Annotated in this window: 24 protein-coding genes; 13 read left to right on the forward strand and 11 right to left on the reverse strand. The window is 64.5% G+C overall.

Translation table 11 applies throughout. From position 1 onward, the window contains the following. Position 1: 1 nt before the first annotated feature. Positions 2-1288 carry a citrate synthase gene (locus SH584_RS00320; RefSeq protein ID WP_322840754.1) on the reverse strand — a complete coding sequence of 429 codons (1287 nt, stop codon included), beginning with the start codon at positions 1286-1288 and terminating at the stop codon, positions 2-4. Next, a complete protein-coding gene (gene gltX, locus SH584_RS00325) occupies positions 1285-2706 on the reverse strand; it encodes a glutamate--tRNA ligase (protein WP_324807660.1) in 1422 nt (473 codons plus the stop codon). The genes SH584_RS00320 and gltX overlap by 4 nt, the downstream gene beginning before the upstream one ends. A 48-nt stretch (positions 2707-2754) precedes the next feature. Between gltX and SH584_RS00330 the strand changes: the two genes are divergently transcribed. The 3 genes from SH584_RS00330 to SH584_RS00340 all read left to right on the forward strand — a co-directional run bounded on the left by SH584_RS00330 (position 2755) and on the right by SH584_RS00340 (position 4903). After that, the gene (locus SH584_RS00330; protein WP_324807662.1) at positions 2755-3975 is read left to right on the forward strand and encodes a ComEC/Rec2 family competence protein; all 1221 of its coding nucleotides are present in this window, start codon (positions 2755-2757) and stop codon (positions 3973-3975) included. A 76-nt stretch (positions 3976-4051) separates the two neighbouring features. Next, on the forward strand, positions 4052-4744 hold the full coding sequence (locus SH584_RS00335) for a ComEC/Rec2 family competence protein (RefSeq protein ID WP_324807664.1): 693 nt from the start codon (positions 4052-4054) through the stop codon (positions 4742-4744). After that, positions 4745-4903, forward strand: coding sequence for a hypothetical protein (locus tag SH584_RS00340; RefSeq protein WP_324807666.1), 159 nt, complete (start codon positions 4745-4747; stop codon positions 4901-4903). On the opposite strand, the gene SH584_RS00345 is transcribed toward SH584_RS00340, so the two are convergent. Genes SH584_RS00345 through SH584_RS00360 form a run of 4 tightly spaced genes read right to left on the reverse strand, consistent with a single transcriptional unit; the run spans position 4900 to position 8486 of the window. Continuing rightward, complete coding sequence (locus SH584_RS00345; protein WP_324807668.1) at positions 4900-5238, reverse strand: VOC family protein; 339 nt, start codon at positions 5236-5238, stop codon at positions 4900-4902. The genes SH584_RS00340 and SH584_RS00345 overlap by 4 nt on opposite strands. A 1-nt stretch (position 5239) precedes the next feature. After that, entirely contained in the window at positions 5240-5884 is a 645-nt protein-coding gene (gene lexA / locus SH584_RS00350) for a transcriptional repressor LexA (RefSeq protein ID WP_324807671.1), read from the reverse strand. A gap of 55 nt (positions 5885-5939) precedes the next feature. After that, on the reverse strand, positions 5940-6524 hold the full coding sequence (locus SH584_RS00355; RefSeq protein ID WP_324807673.1) for an anthranilate synthase component II: 585 nt from the start codon (positions 6522-6524) through the stop codon (positions 5940-5942). Positions 6525-6548: 24 nt separating this feature from the next. After that, entirely contained in the window at positions 6549-8486 is a 1938-nt protein-coding gene (locus tag SH584_RS00360) for a peptidylprolyl isomerase (protein ID WP_324807675.1), read from the reverse strand. Between the two features lie 125 nt (positions 8487-8611). Here SH584_RS00360 and tpiA point away from each other — a divergent pair, with 125 nt between their 5' ends. The 6 genes from tpiA to trxB all read left to right on the forward strand — a co-directional run bounded on the left by tpiA (position 8612) and on the right by trxB (position 13439). Beyond that, a complete protein-coding gene (gene tpiA / locus SH584_RS00365) occupies positions 8612-9361 on the forward strand; it encodes a triose-phosphate isomerase (protein WP_324807676.1) in 750 nt (249 codons plus the stop codon). A 61-nt stretch (positions 9362-9422) separates the two neighbouring features. Further along, a complete protein-coding gene (gene secG / locus SH584_RS00370; RefSeq protein WP_322840746.1) occupies positions 9423-9779 on the forward strand; it encodes a preprotein translocase subunit SecG in 357 nt (118 codons plus the stop codon). 79 nt (positions 9780-9858) lie between these two features. Continuing rightward, a complete protein-coding gene (locus SH584_RS00375; protein WP_324807678.1) occupies positions 9859-11493 on the forward strand; it encodes a CTP synthase in 1635 nt (544 codons plus the stop codon). Between the two features lie 78 nt (positions 11494-11571). Continuing rightward, positions 11572-11754: a hypothetical protein gene (locus SH584_RS00380; RefSeq protein ID WP_322840744.1), complete on the forward strand. Its 183-nt coding sequence runs from the start codon at positions 11572-11574 to the stop codon at positions 11752-11754. A gap of 63 nt (positions 11755-11817) precedes the next feature. After that, complete coding sequence (locus SH584_RS00385) at positions 11818-12435, forward strand: flavodoxin family protein (protein WP_324807681.1); 618 nt, start codon at positions 11818-11820, stop codon at positions 12433-12435. A 38-nt stretch (positions 12436-12473) separates the two neighbouring features. Beyond that, positions 12474-13439, forward strand: a complete 966-nt coding sequence (gene trxB, locus SH584_RS00390) for a thioredoxin-disulfide reductase (protein ID WP_322840742.1) — start codon at positions 12474-12476, stop codon at positions 13437-13439. Between the two features lie 3 nt (positions 13440-13442). Here the strand turns inward: trxB and SH584_RS00395 are convergent, their stop codons facing one another. Continuing rightward, positions 13443-13736, reverse strand: coding sequence for a phosphopantetheine-binding protein (locus SH584_RS00395; RefSeq protein ID WP_322840741.1), 294 nt, complete (start codon positions 13734-13736; stop codon positions 13443-13445). Between the two features lie 75 nt (positions 13737-13811). On the opposite strand from SH584_RS00395, the gene SH584_RS00400 reads away from it, so the two are divergent. Beyond that, complete coding sequence (locus tag SH584_RS00400) at positions 13812-15278, forward strand: AMP-binding protein (protein ID WP_322840740.1); 1467 nt, start codon at positions 13812-13814, stop codon at positions 15276-15278. After that, complete coding sequence (locus SH584_RS00405; protein ID WP_324807685.1) at positions 15275-16498, forward strand: pyridoxal-dependent decarboxylase, exosortase A system-associated; 1224 nt, start codon at positions 15275-15277, stop codon at positions 16496-16498. Before SH584_RS00400 ends, SH584_RS00405 begins: the two co-directional genes overlap by 4 nt. Here the strand turns inward: SH584_RS00405 and truA are convergent. Together truA and fmt are read right to left on the reverse strand one after the other, a co-directional pair. Next, positions 16495-17235: a tRNA pseudouridine(38-40) synthase TruA gene (truA, locus tag SH584_RS00410; protein ID WP_324807687.1), complete on the reverse strand. Its 741-nt coding sequence runs from the start codon at positions 17233-17235 to the stop codon at positions 16495-16497. The two genes, SH584_RS00405 and truA, sit on opposite strands and share 4 nt — an antisense overlap. After that, the gene (gene fmt, locus SH584_RS00415; protein WP_324807688.1) at positions 17232-18137 is read right to left on the reverse strand and encodes a methionyl-tRNA formyltransferase; all 906 of its coding nucleotides are present in this window, start codon (positions 18135-18137) and stop codon (positions 17232-17234) included. Before fmt ends, truA begins: the two co-directional genes overlap by 4 nt. Before the next feature lie 55 nt (positions 18138-18192). Between fmt and recR the strand changes: the two genes are divergently transcribed. Then, complete coding sequence (gene recR, locus SH584_RS00420) at positions 18193-18789, forward strand: recombination mediator RecR (RefSeq protein WP_322840736.1); 597 nt, start codon at positions 18193-18195, stop codon at positions 18787-18789. Between the two features lie 44 nt (positions 18790-18833). Further along, positions 18834-19373 carry a peptide deformylase gene (gene def / locus SH584_RS00425; RefSeq protein ID WP_324807690.1) on the forward strand — a complete coding sequence of 180 codons (540 nt, stop codon included), beginning with the start codon at positions 18834-18836 and terminating at the stop codon, positions 19371-19373. On the opposite strand, the gene SH584_RS00430 is transcribed toward def, so the two are convergent. Both SH584_RS00430 and SH584_RS00435 read right to left on the reverse strand, forming a co-directional pair. Then, on the reverse strand, positions 19370-19759 hold the full coding sequence (locus SH584_RS00430) for a four-helix bundle copper-binding protein (RefSeq protein WP_322840734.1): 390 nt from the start codon (positions 19757-19759) through the stop codon (positions 19370-19372). The genes def and SH584_RS00430 overlap by 4 nt on opposite strands. A 68-nt stretch (positions 19760-19827) precedes the next feature. Further along, entirely contained in the window at positions 19828-20094 is a 267-nt protein-coding gene (locus SH584_RS00435; protein ID WP_324807693.1) for a hypothetical protein, read from the reverse strand. Between the last annotated feature and the right edge of the window lie 11 nt (positions 20095-20105).

Below are 20105 nucleotides of genomic sequence, written 5' to 3' on the forward strand. Positions count from 1 at the left end.
ATCAGCGTTCGCCGACCGGCACGTAATCGCGCTGGGTTGCGCCGACGTACAACTGGCGCGGGCGGCCGATCTTCTGCTCAGGGTCGGAAATCATCTCGTTCCACTGCGCAACCCATCCGACCGTGCGCGCGAGCGCGAAGAGCGCGGTGAACATGTCGGTCGGAAAACCGATCGCGTTGAGGATAATGCCTGAGTAGAAATCGACGTTCGGATAGAGCTTCTTCTCGACGAAATACTCGTCGTGGAGGGCGATCTGCTCCAGTTCCTGCGCGACGTCGAGGACCGGGTCGGACAGGTTGAGTTCCTTGAGAACCTCCTTCGCGGTCTGCTGCATCACCTTCGCGCGCGGATCGTAATTCTTGTAGACCCGGTGTCCGAAGCCCATCAGGCGGAACGGATCGTCCTTGTCCTTCGCGCGGGCGATATATTCCGGGATCCGCTTCACCGAACCGATTTCGCGAAGCATGTTGAGCGCGGCCTCGTTGGCGCCGCCATGCGCCGGGCCCCACAGACAGGCGATGCCCGCGGCGATGCAGGCGAACGGGTTCGCGCCTGACGAACCGGCAAGGCGGACGGTCGACGTCGACGCATTTTGCTCATGATCGGCGTGCAGAATGAAGATGCGACGCATCGCATTCTCGATGATCGGATTGACCTCATACTTCTCGGCCGGAACGCCGAAGGTCATCCGCAAGAAGTTGCCGGTGTAGCTGAGGTCGTTCTGCGGGAAGAGGAACGGCTGTCCGACCGAATATTTATACGCCATCGCCGCGATCGTCGGCATCTTGGCGATCAGCCGGTGGGAGGCAATCAGCCGCTGGTTCGGATCGGTGATGTCGGTGGAATCGTGGTAGAATGCGCTCAACGCACCAACCACGCCGCACATGATCGCCATCGGGTGCGCGTCGCGGCGGAAACCGCGGTAAAAGGTCGCCAACTGTTCATGAACCATCGTGTGGCGAGTAATGGTGTAGCTGAAGTCGCTGAGTTCCTTCTCCTTCGGCAGGTCGCCGTGAAGCAGCAAGTAGGCGACTTCCATGAAGGTCGACTTCTCTGCCAGCTGGTCAATCGGATAGCCGCGGTGAAGGAGGATACCCTCGTCGCCGTCGATGTACGTAATCGCGCTCTGGCACGAAGCCGTCGACGTAAAGCCGGGATCGTAGGTGAACTGACCGGTCTGACCGTAGAGCTTTCGGATATCAATTACGTCGGGGCCGACGGATCCGTTCAGGACGGGGTAGTCATATTCCCCGCCAGCAGTGGTCAGGTGCGCGGTCTTGTCGGTCATGCAGTCGGCTCCAGCATTTGATCGGCGATCCGGGAAAGGCTTTCGTCTCGGCCCAACAGCACGAGGACGTCGAAGATGCCCGGAGAGGTCGTCTTGCCCGTTAGCGCCGCTCGAAGCGGCTGAGCGAGTTTTCCTAGCTTAAGTCCGTTGCTCTCCGCAACCTCCCGCACTGCAGCATCGGTCGAATCATGCGTCCAGTCGACGAGGGCGGAAAGTGCCGCGTGGGCGGACGCGAGGTGCTCGCGAGCCTCCGCAGTCAGCAGGGAGGCGGCCTTCTCTTCCATCGGCAATGGACGGGCGGCGAACAGGAATTCCGCGCCCTCGGCAAGCTGGTTGAGATCATGCGCGCGGGGCTTCAGTTCAGCCATCGCCTTTAGGAGCAAATCGCGCTGGGCGTCGTCCAGGTTCATCCGCGGCGCCAGCAGGTCGGCAAGGCGCGCGTCGTCGGCTTCGCGGATGTAATGGCCGTTGAGATTTTCAAGCTTCTTCAGGTCGAACCGCGACGGCGACTTGCCGACGTGGTCGAGGTCGAACCATTCGACCGCCTGATCGCGCGAAATGATCTCGTCATCGCCGTGACCCCAGCCAAGGCGAAGCAGATAGTTCGACAGCGCTTCGGGCAGGATGCCGAGTTCGTCGCGATAATTGTCCACGCCAAGCGCACCGTGCCTCTTCGACAGCTTCGCACCGTCGGCGCCATGGATCAGCGGAATGTGGGCGTAGACCGGCTCAGCCCAATTCATGCTGCGGAGGATGGCAAGCTGCCGGAACGCGTTGTTGAGGTGGTCGTCGCCACGGATCACGTGCGTGACCCCCATGTCGTGGTCGTCGACGACGACCGCTAGCATGTACGTCGGCGTCCCGTCCGAGCGGAGCAGGACGAAGTCGTCGATCTCCGCGTTGGAAACCGTGACCCGGCCTTGCACCAGATCGTCGATGACTGTCTCGCCTTTTTCCTCCGTGCGGATGCGGACGACGAAGGGCTTTCCTTCCTCCGACGCGCCGGGCGCACGATCTCGCCATTCGCTGACGATACGGAAAGGGCGACGTTCGGCCTGTGCCGCCGCGCGGCGCTCGGCCAGCTCCTCGTTGGTCAGGTAGCAGCGATAGGCGGCGCCTGAATCAAGCAACTGCTGGGCGACCTCGGCATGACGCTGGCTCCGCTCGAACTGGAACACGGGGGGCTCGTCGCCTTCGATTCCCAGCCACGACAGACCATCGAGGATCGCGTCGATCGCTGGCTGGGTCGAGCGGGCCCGATCGGTGTCCTCGATCCGGAGCAGATAGCGGCCGCCGTGGTGGCGGGCGAACAGCCAGTTGAACAGCGCCGTGCGGGCGCCGCCAATGTGCAGATAGCCGGTCGGCGACGGCGCGAAACGCGTCACGACGGGGGTCGGGGAAGGGGTGGCGCTGGTCATCGATTTGTCGCTTGCGCCGAAGCGCACTTTCCTTTGTCTTGTGCCCGGATGGATTGGGTCAGCGCCCCTAACATAGAGGATGCCGGGGCGGAACAGGCCGAAGAGGGCGTTCGCGGCCGAGGGTTCCGCCTGCTGGCTCGCATCGAAACATTCCTCGAACTCGAACGAGCGCAGCTTCCACTTTGGTTTGCCGTCGCGTTCGGTAGCGGCATTGCGGCGTGGCTCTGGCTTCCCGGGCCGTCGCAATGGGCGGCCTTCCTCGCTTTTGCAGCCGCGGTGGCCGCCGCAGGCCTGACGGGGAGGGGAAGTCGGCTCGGACGATCGGCGCTCGTCGCGGGACTGGCGATGATGGCCGGTTGCGCGCTGATCTGGTGGCGCGCGACCGATGTCGCGGCGCCCCGGTTGGATCGGCCGCAGGTTGTCAACTTCACCGCAAGCGTTGAGCGGGTCGAAACACGGGCGGCGAAGGGAGACTTGCGCCTTACGCTAGCGCCGCAGGGCAGCACACTGCCACCTCGCGTCAGGGTTTCACTGCCCATCGAAGACGCGCCTAGAGGAGTATCCGCGGGCGCCGTGCTGGAACTTCGAGCGCGGCTGCAGCCGCCGCCGCCGATGGCCTTGCCGGGAGGACATGACTTCGCCCGCGACGCATGGTTTCAAGGCATTGGCGGGGTGGGCCGCGCCCTAGGCAAGCCCCGCTTGGTCGAGGCAGGCCGATCGCACAGCCTCGATTCCTTTCGCGAACGGCTTGGTACGCACATCCAGACGCAGCTTCCGGGCGCGTCGGGAGGAATCGCCACCGCCTTGGCGACCGGCGATCAGGCGGCGATCGGGGAGGAGGATGCCGAGGCCATGCGGCGGTCGGGCCTCGCACACCTGCTGTCGGTCAGCGGGCTGCATATTGCCGCGGTCGTCGGCGCGGCGATGTTGCTTTCGCTCCGCCTGCTAGCGTTAAGCGAGCGCCTCGCGCTACGGGTCAATCTGGTGCTGGTTTCGGCGGGGTTCGGTGCCATTGCCGGGATCGGCTACACGCTGTTGACGGGAATGCAGGTGCCGACCGTCAGGGCCTGTATCGCGGCCGTGCTCGTCTTGGCCGGCATCGCCCTGGGGCGCGACGCCATCAGCCTGCGGCTGTTCGCGGTCGGTGCGATCATCGTCATGCTCCTCCGTCCGGAAGCGATCGCCGGCGCGAGTTTCCAGCTGAGTTTTGCGGCGGTGACGTCGATCATCGCACTTCACCACTGGACGCCCGTCCGCACGGCGCTGTGAGGAGATATGGCCGGCCAAGCTCCTTCGCGGCCTTCTCAGGTTGCTCCTGACGAGACTGGTGGTCGAACTCGCGTTGATGCCTTTCGCGCTTTACCATTTTCACAAGGCCGGGCTTTACGGCGTCGTCGCCAACATGGTCGCGATCCCGCTAACGACGTTCGTCATCATGCCGCTCGAAGCGGGCGCGCTGTTGCTCGACACCGTCGGTGCCGGAAAGCCGCTGTGGATCGCGACCGGCTGGGTCACGGAGTGGATGCTGGATCTTGCCCACGCGGTCGGATCGGCCAAGGGCGCGGTTGCGATGCTTCCCACCATGCCGCGGAGCGCTTTCGCAATGTGCGTGTTTGGCGGACTTTGGCTCGGGCTTTGGCGGAGCCGCATCCGGCTGTGGGGCAGTCTACCGATTGGGCTGGGGCTGGTCGGCGCCGTATCCTCGCCGACACCGGATATCCTGGTCACCGGCGATGGTCAGCATCTGGCCTTGGTCCGCGACGATGGCGTTCCGGTCCTTCTGCGTAGCCGCAGCGGTGACTTCGTTCGCGACCTGATGAGCGAGGCGGCCGCCTACGACGGCGACCCCTTGGCGTTGCAGGAGCAACGCTTCGCCCGCTGCAACCGTGACAGCTGCGTCGCCGACGTCGCATCGGGCAGTCACGCATGGCGATTGCTCGCGATCCGCAGTCGCGACCGGATCGACTGGACCACGCTGACGCAGGCATGTGCCGATGCGGACATCGTCGTGGCGAGCCGGCGGTTGCCCGAAGGATGAATGCCGCGCTGGCTCAAGCTCGACCGCGCCGCCCTCGAGAAAAGCGGGGGCGTGTCGATCTATCTCGACGACGGTCCCCGGATTGACAGCGTAGCGGACCGGATCGCCGCACATCCGTGGGCGGCGGTGTCCGCTCCACGAATGCTTGCTAAGCCCTAGCGGTCGCTCCAGACGGCGAGTTCGCTGCCCGACGGGTCGATGAAATGAAAGCGGCGACCGCCGGGAAAGGAAAAGATTGCCTTGGCGATCACGCCCCCCGCCTTGCCGACCTGGTCGAAAGCGGCGTCGATATCGTCGACCCGGATCACCGGCAGCGGTGCCGAAAGGGATTCCTCGTCATGCCCGTTAAGACCGACATCGACGTCGCCGGTCGACGTCGCCGAATAATCCGAGCCATAATCGGTGAAGGTCCAGCCAAACGCTTTGTTGTAGAACGCGCGGGTCAATTCATGCGCCGTCAGGCTCGGCAACTCCACATAGTCGATCCGCGCCATGTCAGTAACGACGGATCAGGCCGGCGAGGCGACCTTGGATCATGACTTGGTCGGGGCGATATCGCTGCGCTTCGTAGCGGCGGTTGGCGGGGTCGAGCCGGATCATCTGGCCCTCGCGGCGGAAGGTCTTGAGCGTGGCCTCCGCTTCGTCGATCAGCGCCACGACGATCTCACCGTCGCGCGCGGTGTCGACCTTCCGGATCAGCGCGAAGTCGCCATCGAGAATGCCCTCCTCGACCATCGAGTCACCGGAGACTTCGAGCGCGTAATGTTCGCCCGGGCCCAGCAGCGCCGCTGGAACGGCAAAGCCTTCGGTTCCCTGCAACGCCTCGATCGGCGTACCCGCCGCGATCCGGCCATGCATCGGAATCTCGATCGTGTCGTTCGCCGCTGCGGGGATGATCGGCTTGGGGGCAGGAGCGGTCACGGCGACGTCTGGCATCCGCGTGACTTCGAGCGCCCGCGCGCGATTGGGCAGACGGCGGATGAACTGACGCTCTTCCAGCGCACTGATCAGGCGATGGACCCCCGACTTGGACTTAAGGTCGAGCGCTTCGCGCATCTCGTCGAAACTGGGGCTGACGCCAGTCGCGGAAAGACGTTCGTGAATGAAATTCAACAGCTCATGCTGCTTGGAAGTGAGCATTGGTGTCTCCGTGTCGGAACGAACGGGGAACGTGTAGGAAACATATGGATGGCCGTCAAGCGTTGGTCGAGGCGATCCGCAGAAAGGCGTCGAGAAGGGCGTGTCCGTGATCCGAAGCGACGCTTTCAGGGTGAAATTGAACCCCGTGCGCCGGCGCGTCGACGTGGCGCATCCCCATCACCACGCCATCGCTACTCCATGCGTTCGCGATCAACGGAGGTCGCGGGTCCGGCACGGCGAGCGAATGATAACGTGTCGCCGGCATCGGTGACGCCAGCCCTTGGAACAGGCCGGTGGCGTCATGCGAAACCGTCGCGATCTTGCCATGGACCGGGCCGCTTCGGGAGACGCTCGACCCGCACGCGACCGCAAGCGCCTGATGGCCGAGGCAAATTCCGAGCAGCGGATGACGCCGCTCGACGCATGCTCGCGCGAGGTCGACGGAAATGCCCGCATCCTCGGGGCCGCCGGGGCCGGGGGAAATGACGACGCCGTCGCGACCGATCGACAAGGCGTCGGGCACGGAGACTGCGTCGCTCCGGACGACCATCACGTCGGCACCCAGATGACGCAGATAATCGACCAGCATGAAGGTGAAGCTGTCGACATTGTCGAGCATCAGGATGGCAGGCGCCGTCATCCCGCCATCCGGGCGATCGATCGCTTAGTTCCCGGTGCCGGTAATGCGCTGGCGAGAAGCGGTGATCGCTTCCTCGTTCCGACGGACGCCTTGATCGGCCTTCATTGCGGCGAGCAGCTGCTGCGCGAGTTCGTCGGCGGCGGTCTGCTGGAAGGCCTGCTGGGTCTGCGCGATCAGCGCGGGATTGCTGAGCGCATTGCCCGGTACGATCTTGTCGGTCTTCACCACGAAATACCCGCGTCCCTGAGGATCGGCAACGAGGCGGCTCTTCCCCTGCGCCAGCGTGAACAGCATCCGAAGCGGCGCGACCGCGTCCGGATTGGCTTCCGAAAGTTGGAGGCGACGGGCGCTGATCGGCTGAGCGGCCTGAAGGGGGACGCCAGCCCCGGCAATCGCTTGCTGGAAGCTCGAGCCGCGAGCGACCTTGGTCGCGATGCCGTTCGCAACGGCGCGGGCGCGATCGGACGCCTTCCGCGTGATCCAGTCGGCACGAACCCGATCGCGGATCTGGGCGAGGGGGGCAGGCGCTGCCTCCATCACGCTATCCACGCCGACCAGGACGTATCCCGCGTCGCCGGGCAAGGTTACGACTTCGGGGTCATCGCCGGCTTCCTGCGCGAAAGCCGCCTTCAGCGCCGGCGCCAGATCGGCAGGAAAGCGGTAGGCCGCATCCGAACGAGCAGCGCCCGCTCCGGTGATTGCCGGCGTCGTAACGACGGGCAGGCGCGCCGCGGCGGTGGCTTCGGCGAAGCTGGCGCCGTCGGCGATAGCTTCTTCGACCTTGGTCACGGTGTCGGCGAGCGCTTCCTTGCTCTTGTTCGCCGCTAGCAAGGTGGAAATTTCGCCTCGTGCCTGCTCGAGGCTGCGTCCAGACGCAGCGCGGACTTCGTCGACGCGGATGACGTGCCAGCCAAGGTCCGAGCGGATCGGCCCGACGATGGCGCCGTTCGCGGCCGCGAATGCCGCTGCCGCAATGTTGTCACCGGCGAGCGAAGCGAAGTCCGCGCGCGATTGCGGGCCGACGCTGACATCTTCGGCGCTGAGCCCGGCTGGCGCGGCAGCGGCGGCGAAGGCCGCTCCGCCGCGGGCACGCGACGCGATGGCATCGGCGACGGCCTTGTCCTGTACCACTGCCTGGCTGAGCACTCGGGTCTCTGCACCGCCATATCGCGCCTGATTGGCGCGGTAATAAGCGGCGATCTCCGCATCCGTCGGCGCTGCGGTGACGGCAGCGGGCGTGATCCGCGCCATACGGAGGATGCGCTGCTCGGGAACCATGTAGCGCTGCGAATTTTGCGCGTAGAAGGACTGGAGGTCGCCGTCGGTCGGATTAAGGCCTGCACGGAAGCGGTCAGTTTCGACCAGCGCAATCTGTCCCGACCGCTGTTCCAACAGCATCGACGCATAAGGACGCGCCACGCCGACCGGGATGCGCGCCTCGACCGCGGCCGGCGCCAGCACCAGCCGCTGCATGATCGCGGCGTTCAGCAGCCGGCGAATGTCGGCGTCGGTCATCTGCTGCTGCTGAAGGAAGGCGTCGAAGGCCTGCTGGTTGAACTTTCCGTCGAGCCCGCGTGTCTGCGGGATGTTGGCAATCTCAGCATCGACGACGCGCTTCGACAGGACGAAGCCATGGTCCTGGGCGAAAGCCAACAACGCGCGTTCGTCGATCTGGCTGTTCAGGATCGCGCCGAAGTCATTGGCGAGGTCCGCATAAGTCGCTTCGGGATTCTGCTGCTGCAGGCGATTGAGCGCCTGGCGCATCGCGCTCGTCATGTCGCGGTCCGTGATCTCTTCGTCACCGACTTCCGCCAGCGATCCGCCGACGCCTCCGCCGAGCGGCCCCGACCGGACGTTGCTGATGTCCGCCAGCGCGAAGGACGCGGCAATGGCGAGCAGGAAGACGACGAGGATGATCGTCCCGAGCGTGGACTTCGACGACTTGCGGAAGAAGGAAAGCATGGAAGGCGGGTTCTCGCGAGGGACGGGCGGCCATCCTTTAGAGAGGCCCGCCGCAAGGTTCAACGCCTTGGCGCATGGCGCGCCGCTTGCTACCCGCCGCGTCGAACAACCTTCAAGGGGGCAACATGGCACGGCGGATGATGGTGGCGGGCAATTGGAAGATGAACGGTCTTGCCGCGGACCTGCCCGAAATTGCCGCGATCGACGGCGGATGCCGGTTCGAAACGGTCGACGTCGCGCTCTGCCTTCCTGCAACCCTGATCGAACGGGCCGCCAGAGCGGCGGAAACGCCGATCGGCGGGCAGGATGTGCACTCCTCAGAGAAAGGCGCGCACACCGGATGTGTTTCGGCCTCGATGCTGCTCGATGCGGGCGCGGCACTGACGATCGTCGGGCACAGCGAACGGCGGGAAGCGCAGGGCGAGACCGACGCCGATGTTCGCGCCAAGGCGACCGCGGCACTCGCTGCCGGCCTGAAAGTGATCCTCTGCGTCGGCGAAAGCGATTCGGTTCGCGAGAGCGGTGACGCCGTCGCCACGGTGGCGGCGCAACTCGACGCGTCCTTGCCGCCCGCAGCGGGCGACCTGCCGAAGATGCTGGCGATCGCCTACGAACCGATTTGGGCGATCGGCACTGGCAAGGTCCCGTCGACGCAGGACGTGGCCGAAATGCATGCCGCGCTCCGGGCGCGATTGGTCGCTGCTTATGGCGAGGACGGCGAGAAGATGCGCATTCTCTATGGCGGTTCGGTCAAGGCCTCGAATGCCGCCGACATGTTCGCGCTAGCCGATGTCGACGGCGCGCTGGTCGGGGGAGCAAGCCTCACCGCGGCCGACTTCGTGCCGATCGTGGGGGCGGCGGCGGTCGCGCGTTGAAGTTTCGGACGTCCGCGTCTATCTGCGCGCCACATCATCTTTTTCCAGGCTGCTATCCGACATGTTCACATTTCTGCTGATCTTCCAGACGCTGGTCGCCGCGGCGCTCGTTGCCGTCATTCTGATGCAGCGCTCGGAAGGCGGCGGTCTTGGCGTCGGCGGTTCGTCGGGCGGCCTGATGACGGCGCGCGGCGCGTCGGATTTTCTGACGCGCGCTACCTCGATCCTCGGCGGCTTGTTCGTGGTCCTGTGCATCGTGATGGCGGCAGTCGCCGGCGTGTCGCGCGAATCGACCACGGTCGACACGTCGCTTGCTCGCGAGCAGCCACTGCAACCCGTCCAGCAGGCTCCCGCGCAGCCGGGCGCGGTTGCTCCGACGGGCAACGACGCCGTCCCCGCGGTCCCGGTCGCCCAGTAACCCAACCGCGACTTTTTTCATCGCTTTCTGATTCGGGCGCTTGCCAGCAGGCGGGCCCCATCCCTAAGGCTCGTCTCCCATGGCGCGGTATATTTTCATCACCGGCGGCGTGGTCTCTTCGCTTGGCAAAGGCCTGCTGGCCGCTTCGCTCGGGGCACTCCTCCAGGCTCGTGGCTTTTCGGTCCGGATTCGCAAGTTCGATCCTTATCTGAACGTCGATCCGGGGACGATGTCCCCTTATCAGCACGGCGAAGTCTTCGTGACCGACGACGGCGCGGAGACCGACCTCGATCTGGGTCACTACGAACGTTACACCGGCGTCTCGGCTCACCAGTCGGACAACATCACGTCGGGCCGCATCTACCGCGACATCATCGCACGTGAACGCCGCGGCGACTATCTCGGCGCGACCGTACAGGTCATCCCGCACGTCACCAACGCCATAAAGGAATTCGCGCTCGCCGACGTCGCCGGCCTCGACTTCGTCATCTGCGAAATCGGCGGGACGGTCGGCGATATCGAGAGTCTTCCCTTCGTCGAAGCGATTCGCCAGCTGAAGAACGACCTTGGCCGCGGCCAGTCAGTCTTTGTCCACACGACGCTGGTTCCCTATCTCGCCGCCGCCGGCGAGCTGAAGACCAAGCCGACCCAGCACAGCGTGCGCGAGATGACGAGCTACGGCATCCAGCCCGATGTCCTCCTGTGCCGCGCCGAACGACCGATCCCGGAGGCCGAGCGCGCCAAGATCGCCTTGTTTTGCAACGTCCCCACGTCGGCGGTCATCCAGGCCCTCGACGCCCGCTCGATCTACGACGTTCCGCTGCAGTATCATGCCGAGGGACTCGACGACGAGGTTCTACGAGTCTTCGGGATCGAGGATGCTCCCGATCCCGAGCTGACGCGCTGGCAGGACATCATGGACCGTGTCGACCATCCCGAAGGGGAGGTGACGATCGGCGTCGTCGGCAAATATGTCGGACTTCAGGACGCCTACAAGTCGCTACGCGAAGCGCTCGTCCACGGCGGCCTCGCCAACCGGGTCAAGGTCAACATACGCTGGCTCGACGCCGAGCTGTTCGAACGCGACGGCGCCGACCTCGCGGCCGAACTGGAGCCGCTCCACGGTGTTCTGGTTCCGGGCGGGTTCGGAGAGCGCGGCAGCGAGGGCAAGATCGCGGCCGTCAAGTTCGCGCGAGAACGCAAGGTGCCATTCTTCGGCATCTGCCTCGGCATGCAGATGGCGTGCATCGAAGGTGCGCGGAACACCGCAGGCATCTCGGAAGCGTCGACCACCGAATTCGGCCATACGCCCGAGCCCGTCGTGGGCCTCATTACCGAGTGGATGAGCGAAGAGGGCTTGCAAAAGCGATCCGCCGACACCGACCTTGGCGGAACGATGCGCCTTGGCGCCTATCCGGCCAAGCTGAAGGGCAACAGTCACGTCGCCACTATCTACGGTGCGACCGAGATTAGCGAGCGTCACCGTCACCGCTACGAGGTCAACTCGCACTACCGCGAGTCGCTCGAGCAAGGTGGTCTCGTCTTCTCTGGCCTGTCGCCCGACGGCGAGTTGCCGGAAATCGTCGAGCGGCCTGACCATCCGTGGTTTATTGGCGTCCAGTTCCATCCCGAACTGAAAAGCCGGCCTTTCGAACCACATCCGCTGTTCGCCGGTTTCGTCGGCGCCGCGCTCAAGCAATCGCGTCTGGTCTAGGTCCTCGACGATTCATTTGCCGTTCAGGCTCGCAGGCGTTACCTTGCCGTTATGCGGGGGACATTCACCATTGCCTTGATGGCAGCCGCGGCCTTCTTGCCGGGTGCGGTGCTGGCTGCTGAGCCAGCGAAGAAGCAGGTGTGTGCGAAGCCTGATCCCCAGCGGCAGGCGACTCCGGCCCAGCAGCGACTTCGTGCGCAGCAGTGCCGCGCGGTTAGGGTGCCACCGGTCGTCGATCCGACCCCGATTTTCATTCTCTAGGCCGACGCGACTTTTTAGTCGCTGACCCGTTAGGCTTCTCGATCGAATTCGAGGAGCTTTTGCATGTCGTTATCTGCCGTCGCTATCAATGCCACCCTCAAAGCCAGCGATGGCGAGTCGAGTTCGACCGACGCGATGATCGACCTGATCTCCTCCTATCTCAAGAAATCCGACGTGACGGTCAAAGAGACGATTCGGCTCGCCGACCATGACATTAAGCCGGGCGTGACGTCGGACGAGGGCGATGGCGATGCCTGGCCGGGCATTCGCGAGAAGATCCTCGCCGCGGACATCCTCATTTTTGGAACGCCCATCTGGATGGGGCAGCCGTCGAGCATCGCAAAGCGCGTCATGGAGCGGATGGACGCTTTCTTAAGCGAAACCGACGACGCGGGCCGGACTCCCGCCTACGGCAAGGTCATGCTGTTCGCGATCGTCGGGAATGAGGACGGTGCCCACTTCTCGACTGCGGCGATGGGCCAAGCACTGAATGACGTCGGCTGGACGATCCCCCCGGCCTCGGCCTGCTACTGGGTCGGCGAGGCGATGAATAAGAAGGACTTCAAGGACTTGAAGGAAGTCCCGAAGGTCACGCGCGAAACCGCGCAGATGGCGGCGGCGAATGCCGTGCACCTGTCGACCCTGCTGAAAAAGGATCGCTTTCCGGGCATGGCCGACTGACCATTGCGGCAATGCCGTGCCAACCTTAAGTGGCGGGCATGACCAACATTGTTTCGACCCGCCTGCTTGTCCTGGGCTCCGGCCCGGCCGGCCTGACCGCCGCCATCTATGCTGCGCGCGCGGGCCTTTCGCCCGTCGTGGTCCAGGGAATCCAGCCGGGCGGCCAGTTGACCACGACGACCGACGTCGAGAATTATCCTGGCTTCCGTGATGTGATCCAGGGCCCATGGCTGATGGAAGAAATGCAGGCGCAGGCCGAGCATGTTGGTACCCGCATGATCTGGGACCATATCAACGAGGTCGATTTTTCGCGTCGCCCCTTCGTCCTCAAAGGCGACAGCGGCGAATATCATGCCGACACGCTGGTAATCGCCACGGGCGCGCAGGCGAAGTGGCTCGGGCTGCCCTCGGAAGAGCATATGAAGGGCCGCGGCGCCTCGGCCTGCGCGACGTGCGACGGTTTCTTCTATCGCGGCAAGAAGGTGGCGGTGATTGGCGGCGGCAATACCGCGGTCGAAGAAGCGCTCTACATGACCAATCACAGCCACGACGTGACGCTGATCCACCGCCGCGATTCGCTTCGGGCGGAAAAGATTCTGCAAGATCGCCTGTTCGCGCATCCTGGCATCACCATGATGTGGGACAGCGAAGTCGCGGAGTTCGTCGGCGGCGGCGAACCTGAAGCACTGGTCGGGCTCGATGTCCGCAACGTGAAGACGGGGGAGATCACGCGCCTGGATGTCGATGGCGCCTTCGTGGCGATCGGCCACAAGCCCGCCACCGAACTATTCGCCGGTAAGCTCGAGTTGGACGAAGACGGCTACCTCGCGGTCGAGACAGGAAGCACCCGCACCTCGATCCCTGGCGTGTTCGCTTGCGGGGACGTGATGGACAAGATCTACCGCCAGGCGGTGACCGCGGCGGGAACCGGTTGCATGGCCGCGCTCGACGCCGAGCGTTTCCTGGCCGAGCAGGAATTCAAGCAGCTCGAAGCCGCCGAATAAGCCTTAGCGCAGCGCCAGTCGTTCGGCGAAGGCGAGAAGACGACCGTACGACGCAAAGTCCTCGGCCTCGACGTCGTCGTCGTCGATGACGACCGCGAGCCGCTCCTCGATCCCGGTGAGCAGGTGCGCGACCGCCATCGAGTCGAATTCGGGAAGCGCCCCGAACAATTCGGTTTCGCCATCGAACGAGGCGATGCGGGACTCGCTGAGTCCGAGTGTATCGGCAAGAAGCGCGCGGAGCGTAACGTCGACGTCGCTTGCGTCACTGGGCGCGGCGGTGAATTTCCCCTGATCCATCGCCAGCGCCCCTAGGGACCATCTTCAAGTGAGGCAAGCTTTGCACCGGCGAGCGCCGTTCAGTAGGCAGTCGCAGTGACCAGTCCCGATCCAACGCCTTTTCCGCTCGATCATCTCACGCAACGGGGGAGGGCAGACTCGCCCGCGCTGACGGTCGGCGACGTGACGCTGACCTATGCCGAGCTGGAGGATGCGGTTGGGCGAAATGCCGCCCACCTGCTCGCCTTGGGTCTCTCGCCCGGGGATCGGATCGCCAGCTGGATGGGCAAGACGATGCTTGCTTGCGTGCTGCCGCTGGCGGCGGCTCGCGCCGGCCTGATCCATGTGCCGATCAACCCGGTCCTTCGTCGTGCGCAGGCTGCTCATATCCTTGCCGATAGCGGGGCCCGGTTGCTGGTCGCCAACGCGGCGCGTCTCGGCACGCTGACCGACGGCGACCTCGGTCAGGCGAGGGGCGTTGCGCTCGAGGCGTGGCTGGCGCTTGGACCCGCATTGCCACCGTCCGACCATGATCCGGACGACCTCGCGGCGCTGCTCTACACCAGTGGATCGACGGGACGCCCCAAGGGCGTGATGCTCACCCATGCGAATCTGTGGTTGGGTGCGATCAGTGTTGCTCATTATCTCGGCCTGACTCCTCAAGACCGGGTGCTGGCCGTACTCCCGCTCGCCTTTGACTATGGTCAGAACCAGCTTCTGTCCGCCTGGGCTGCGGGTGCCGATGTCATCGCGTTCGACTACCTTTTGCCGCGCGACGTGGTGCGAGCAGTGGGGCGTCATGACGTCACGGTGCTGGCCGGCGTCCCTCCGCTGTGGCGGCAGTTGGCCGACCTGGATTGGGAGGAAGCGGGCGGCTCCCTCGGAACCCTGACCAACAGTGGTGGGCATTTGCCCGAGCCGCTGGTCAGACGGCTTCGATCGCTGTTTCCGACGGCGAGACTGCACCTGATGTATGGACTGACGGAAGCGTTCCGCTCGTCGAGCCTCGACCCTGCTCTGGTCGACACGAATCCCGACAGTGTCGGCACCGCCATCCCCTTTGCCACGCTTCATGTTCGACGTCCGGACGGAAGCGAGGCGGCGCCGGATGAGGAGGGGGAGCTCGTCCATTCGGGACCGCTCGTCGCCGCAGGTTATTGGAACGACCCCAATCGGACCGCCGAGCGTTTTCGCGACGGCGAATTATGGTCGGGCGACCGGGTCGTGAAGGGCGCGGACGGATTGCTCCGCATCCGCGGCCGCGACGATGCGATGATCAAGGTCAGCGGCAATCGAATCAGTCCGACGGAGATCGAGGAAGCCGCGCTTGCAAGCGGCGCGACCGGCGAAGCGGTCGCTTTCGGTGTGCCCGATGAACAACTCGGCCATTCGATCACGCTGGTTGTCGTCGGATCGAACGAGGCGGAATACAAGTTACGCGACTATTTCAGGCGAGAGATGCCCGCGCACATGATGCCCAAGCGGATCATGTGGGTTGATACGCTTCCATTGGGCGCGACCGGTAAAATCGATCGCGCCAGCCTGCTGGCTTCGCTCGCATGAAGCCGCTCGGTCCTATTCCGGATAGATTTTCTTCCAACGAACGCGGGGAGCTTATCATTGGCGGTAGGGGGGTCTCTGACTTGGTCGAGGCCGCCGGGAGCACGCCCCTATTCGTCTATGACCGACACATGGTCACGGCGCAGGTCGCTCGCTTCCGGGCCGCTTTTCCCGCGGACGTCTCGCTTCATTATGCCGTGAAGGCAAATCCTTACGCACCGTTGCTGGCCGAGCTTGCGAAGCTCGTCGACGGGTTCGACCTCGCCTCGATCGGCGAATGGGAGAAGGTGCGTGACCTTGGCCTGCCGGTGAGCTTCGCTGGACCTGGCAAAGACGACCGCGCGCTCCAAACGGCCATTCGCGCCGGCTTGACCATCAACGTCGAAAGCGAGGGCGAAGCCGATCGGATCGCTCGGATCGCTCGCGACGACGATGCGCGTCCCCGCGTCGCCGTTCGCGTCAATCCGCCGTTCGGCCTGAAAGGGTCCGGGATGAAGATGGGCGGGCTCGCCAGCCAATTTGGCGTCGATCATGATCGCGTGCCCGAACTCGTCCGCTCACTCCAGGGTGCGGGCGCCGAATGGCATGGGCTGCACATTTACGCGGGCAGCCAGTCATTGTCGGCCGACGCCATCATCGAGCTTCAGCAAGCGACGATCGACCTCGCCGCAGAAATCGCGTCGGACGTCGGTGCGGCGCCGCCGACCATCAATCTGGGTGGGGGCTTCGGCATTCCGTACTTCGACCGGGACCAACCTCTGGACGTTGAAACGATCGGAACTGCGCTACAGAAGGCACTGGAAAACCGTCCAAACCCGCTCGTCGGCAGCAAGTTTGCGATCGAACTCGGGCGGTGGTTGGTCGGCGAGGGGGGGGTCTACCTCACGCGGATCGTGGATCGAAAGGTCAGCCGGGGCAAAGCCTTTCTCGTCACCGACGGCGGACTGCAGCACATGCTCGCGGCGTCTGGAAATTTCGGCCAGTTGCTCCGTCGAAACTATCCGGTCGCGATCGCGAACCGCATGGGCGGAGCGGACGAGGTTGAGGAGCAGACGATCGTCGGCTGCCTCTGCACGCCGCTCGACCTGCTCTCGGACGAAGCCGTCCTGCCACGGGCGGCCGAGGGAGACATCGTCGCGATCTTCTGTGCCGGTGCCTACGGGCTGAGTGCCAGCCCGCAGGCCTTCCTCAGCCAGCCCGAGGCCCACGAAATCCTCGTTTAAGGATAGGTTGCCTCGACAAAGTACAGGCCCTGTGGCGGCGCATTGAGCCCGAGTGCGGACCGATCCTTTGCCGCCAGCGCCTCGGACATGTCCTCGACGGTCCATCGCCCGCGCCCGACGAGCGCCAGGCATCCGGTCATCGACCGTACCTGGTGATGAAGAAAACTGCGCGCGGCCGCATGGACCTGTAACTCGTCACCAACGCGTTCGACGGTCAACTCGTCGAGCGTTTTGACGGGGCTGGCCGACTGGCAATGCACCGATCGAAACGTCGTGAAATCATGCAGTCCGACGAGGATCGACGCTGCCTCGGTCATTGCCACCAGATCGAGCGGTTCGGCGATATGCCACACCTTGCCACGAAGAAGGGCGGGCGGCGCACGGCGGTTGAGGATTCGATAGACGTAGCGCCGGCCAGTGCAGGAGAATCGGGCGTGCCAATCGTCCGCGACCGGGGCGACCGCGGTCACGCTGATCGGCGCGGGGCGGACGAGGGCGTTGACGCCTTCGCGAAGGCGATGCTCGGTCAGCGGCTTGGCGATATCGACATGCGCGCTCATCGCCAGCGCGTGGACGCCTGCATCGGTCCTTCCCGCCGCATGAACGGTAACCGTCTCGCCCGTCATTCGACCGATAGCTTGCTCGAGCGTTTGCTGGATACTGTCGCCGATCGCTTGCCGCTGCCAGCCGACGAATAACTCTCCGTCATATTCGACCGTCAGTCGCCAGCGGGTCACGACAGGATGGTCCCCGCAGGGATCGCGTATCCGCGCAACAGATCGCTGGTCGGAAGCGGAGCCTTGCCGGCACGCTGCAGACGCGAAGGACGGAGTGCACCGACACCGCAGGCGATCATCATCTGATCGTCGAGCACCGTGCCCGGAGGTCCAGAGCCTTCCGTCGGGTCGGCGGCAAGGATCTTCACTCGCTCGTCACCAAGCTGGAACCACGCACCTGGAAAAGGGGAGAGGCCCTGAATGTGCCGGACCAGTTCGCTTGCCGGTCGTCGCCAGTCGATCCTCGCTTCGTCCTTGCTGATCTTTGCGGCGTAGGTGGCCCCGTCCTCCGGCTGCGGCGTCGAGGGGTGAGCGGCAAGGTCGGCGAGCACCTCGACCATCTTCCGCGCACCCAATTGCGACAATTCCTCAGTGACTTGCGCGGCATTCTTCGTTCCGATGGCAAGCGCTTCCTTGGTAAGCATCGGGCCGGTGTCGAGGCCGGCCTCCATCTGCATGATCGTGACTCCGGTCACCTCGTCGCCAGCCATGATCGCGCGCTGCACGGGCGCCGCGCCGCGCCAGCGCGGCAGGAGCGAGCCATGGACGTTGAGGCATCCGTGCCGGGGCGCGTCGAGGATCGCCTGCGGCAGGATCAGCCCATAAGCCGCGACCACCGCGACATCGGCATCGAGTGCAGCGAAGGCCGCCTGCTCCTCTTCATTGCGCAACGACTTCGGGGTCCGCACTTGCAGGCCAAGCGACCTAGCGCGCTCTTCGACCGCCGTCGGACGGTCCGCCTTGCCGCGGCCCGCGGGGCGGGGGGGCTGGGTGTAGACGCACACGATCTCGTGGCCCGCCTCGACCAGCGCATCGAGGGTGGGGACCGCGAAGGCCGGGCTGCCCATGAAGATGATCCGCATGGCCGCGCTATGCCGTGGCTTGCGCGGCTCGCCAAGCGCCCTATCTCATCCACCCATGGCATCGCAGCAGATCGAAGCGCTCACGCAGGCGCTGGCACGGCTTCCCGGGCTTGGCCCGCGCTCGGCGCGCCGGGCGGTGCTTCACCTGATGAAGAAGCGCGAGGGCGCGCTCCAGCCATTGCTCGGCGCGCTGCAGGCGGTGTCGGAATCGCTGTCGACCTGCTCGACCTGCGGCAACGTCGATACCAGCGACCCTTGCAGCATCTGCCGGGACACTCGCCGCGACGAGCGCTTGCTGTGCGTGGTCGAGGAAGTGGCAGACCTGTGGGCGCTGGATCGTTCGCGCCTCTTTCCAGGGCGCTTTCATGTGCTTGGGGGACGATTGTCCGCACTGGAGGGCATTCGTCCTGAGGATTTGACCATCGATACGCTCGTCGCGCGATTGAGCGCAGGCGGGGTCGATGAGGTCGTCCTCGCCATGAACGCCACGCTGGAAGGCCAGACGACCGCTCACTACCTGGCCGAACGTCTGGAGAAATTCCCCATTCGGATCACACAGTTGGCGCACGGCCTTCCCGTTGGCGGTGAGCTCGATTATCTCGACGAGGGGACGTTGGCGCAGGCGTTGCGGGCGCGGCGACCCGTCGCCTGACGCGCACGCTTGAAAGCCGGGGCCGCGAGGGGTAATTCGCCGCCATGGCCATTCTCCACATCCTCGAAATTCCCGATCCCGTCCTCCGCGAAATCTCGACCCCGGTCGAAAAGGTCGACGGCGAGATCAAGACCCTGATCGCCGACATGTTCGACACCATGTACGATGCGCCGGGAATCGGCCTCGCCGCGGTGCAGGTTGGCGTAACCAAGCGACTGCTCGTCATCGACCTGGCCGAGCCTGAGGAAGAAGGCGGTGAGCCGGTCCGCAAGCCGCAGGTTTTCATCAACCCGGAAATTCTCGAGGAATCGGACAGCAAGGCGCCCTACAACGAGGGCTGCCTGTCGATCCCCGACCAATATGCCGAAGTCATGCGCCCAGACCGCATCCGCGCCCGCTGGATGGACGAACATGGCAAGACACATGAGGAAGAGCTGACGGGCTTGCTAGCCGTCTGCCTCCAGCATGAGATCGATCACCTCAACGGCGTGCTGTTCATCGACCATTTGTCGAAGCTGAAGCGCGACATGGTCGTCAAGAAGCTCGCCAAGATGCGGAAAGAGCGGAGCCTTCGCGCCGCTTAACCGATCGAGAGCGCCGCCTTGCGGCAATCCTCGGCGCATTCGCGGCAGATCTGCGCGCACAGCTTGCAATGATCATGGTCGTGGCGTTCGCATTCCGCGGCGCACTGCTCGCACATGCGCGCGCATACTTCGAGCAATTCGCGGAGCATCGGCTGATCGTCGCCGGTGCGGCGCGCGCCGAGCTTGGCGGTCGCTTCGCAGATGTCGGAGCAATCGAGGCACAGGCGGATGCACTGCGTCATGTCCATCGACTCGGCCATGCAGGCATCGGCGCACGACAGGCTCATTTTCGAACAATACATCAGGTGGTGGACCGCATCGGCCAGCGCCTGATTGTTATGATCCTTCGACGCCGGGTGCAGCGAGATCATCTTGCGAATGGACATGCTCTCTCCTCTTTGTTGTCACATCAGCGAAGCAGGGCGCAGCCGGTTCCGCAAGTCTATTGCGACAATCAATGATCGGCGAATTCCCGCGATTTTTCGAGGATCGTCAGCTCGCGCAGCAGGTTGTCGACGCTTTCGGTCAGTTCGGGAAGAAAAGTGAACTGATGCCGCGCGCCGCGATAGGATTCGACCATCAGCAGCGCGTCGATGAGGATCGGGACCACGACGCTTTCGGGATCGTCGAGCTGGGCCAGTTCGTGCAGCTTTGCCAACGCCTTGCGACGCGCGCTTTCCGGGTCGGCCATCGCCGCGGTTCGTCCGATCATCCACGCCATTTACGCACTCC

Origin of the sequence: Sphingomonas sp. LY29 (genome assembly GCF_035593985.1) — a bacterium.
GTDB lineage: Bacteria > Pseudomonadota > Alphaproteobacteria > Sphingomonadales > Sphingomonadaceae > Sphingomicrobium.

Coding starts and splice junctions, on each gene's coding strand:
- SH584_RS00320 (WP_322840754.1), bottom strand. CDS start 1,288: ATGACCGACAAGACCGCGCACCTGACCACTGCTGGCGGGGAATATGAC.
- gltX (WP_324807660.1), bottom strand. CDS start 2,706: ATGACCAGCGCCACCCCTTCCCCGACCCCCGTCGTGACGCGTTTCGCG.
- SH584_RS00330 (WP_324807662.1), top strand. CDS start 2,755: ATGGATTGGGTCAGCGCCCCTAACATAGAGGATGCCGGGGCGGAACAG.
- SH584_RS00335 (WP_324807664.1), top strand. CDS start 4,052: ATGCCTTTCGCGCTTTACCATTTTCACAAGGCCGGGCTTTACGGCGTC.
- SH584_RS00340 (WP_324807666.1), top strand. CDS start 4,745: ATGCCGCGCTGGCTCAAGCTCGACCGCGCCGCCCTCGAGAAAAGCGGG.
- SH584_RS00345 (WP_324807668.1), bottom strand. CDS start 5,238: ATGGCGCGGATCGACTATGTGGAGTTGCCGAGCCTGACGGCGCATGAA.
- lexA (WP_324807671.1), bottom strand. CDS start 5,884: ATGCTCACTTCCAAGCAGCATGAGCTGTTGAATTTCATTCACGAACGT.
- SH584_RS00355 (WP_324807673.1), bottom strand. CDS start 6,524: ATGACGGCGCCTGCCATCCTGATGCTCGACAATGTCGACAGCTTCACC.
- SH584_RS00360 (WP_324807675.1), bottom strand. CDS start 8,486: ATGCTTTCCTTCTTCCGCAAGTCGTCGAAGTCCACGCTCGGGACGATC.
- tpiA (WP_324807676.1), top strand. CDS start 8,612: ATGGCACGGCGGATGATGGTGGCGGGCAATTGGAAGATGAACGGTCTT.
- secG (WP_322840746.1), top strand. CDS start 9,423: ATGTTCACATTTCTGCTGATCTTCCAGACGCTGGTCGCCGCGGCGCTC.
- SH584_RS00375 (WP_324807678.1), top strand. CDS start 9,859: ATGGCGCGGTATATTTTCATCACCGGCGGCGTGGTCTCTTCGCTTGGC.
- SH584_RS00380 (WP_322840744.1), top strand. CDS start 11,572: ATGGCAGCCGCGGCCTTCTTGCCGGGTGCGGTGCTGGCTGCTGAGCCA.
- SH584_RS00385 (WP_324807681.1), top strand. CDS start 11,818: ATGTCGTTATCTGCCGTCGCTATCAATGCCACCCTCAAAGCCAGCGAT.
- trxB (WP_322840742.1), top strand. CDS start 12,474: ATGACCAACATTGTTTCGACCCGCCTGCTTGTCCTGGGCTCCGGCCCG.
- SH584_RS00395 (WP_322840741.1), bottom strand. CDS start 13,736: ATGGATCAGGGGAAATTCACCGCCGCGCCCAGTGACGCAAGCGACGTC.
- SH584_RS00405 (WP_324807685.1), top strand. CDS start 15,275: ATGAAGCCGCTCGGTCCTATTCCGGATAGATTTTCTTCCAACGAACGC.
- fmt (WP_324807688.1), bottom strand. CDS start 18,137: ATGCGGATCATCTTCATGGGCAGCCCGGCCTTCGCGGTCCCCACCCTC.
- recR (WP_322840736.1), top strand. CDS start 18,193: ATGGCATCGCAGCAGATCGAAGCGCTCACGCAGGCGCTGGCACGGCTT.
- def (WP_324807690.1), top strand. CDS start 18,834: ATGGCCATTCTCCACATCCTCGAAATTCCCGATCCCGTCCTCCGCGAA.
- SH584_RS00430 (WP_322840734.1), bottom strand. CDS start 19,759: ATGTCCATTCGCAAGATGATCTCGCTGCACCCGGCGTCGAAGGATCAT.
- SH584_RS00435 (WP_324807693.1), bottom strand. CDS start 20,094: ATGGCGTGGATGATCGGACGAACCGCGGCGATGGCCGACCCGGAAAGC.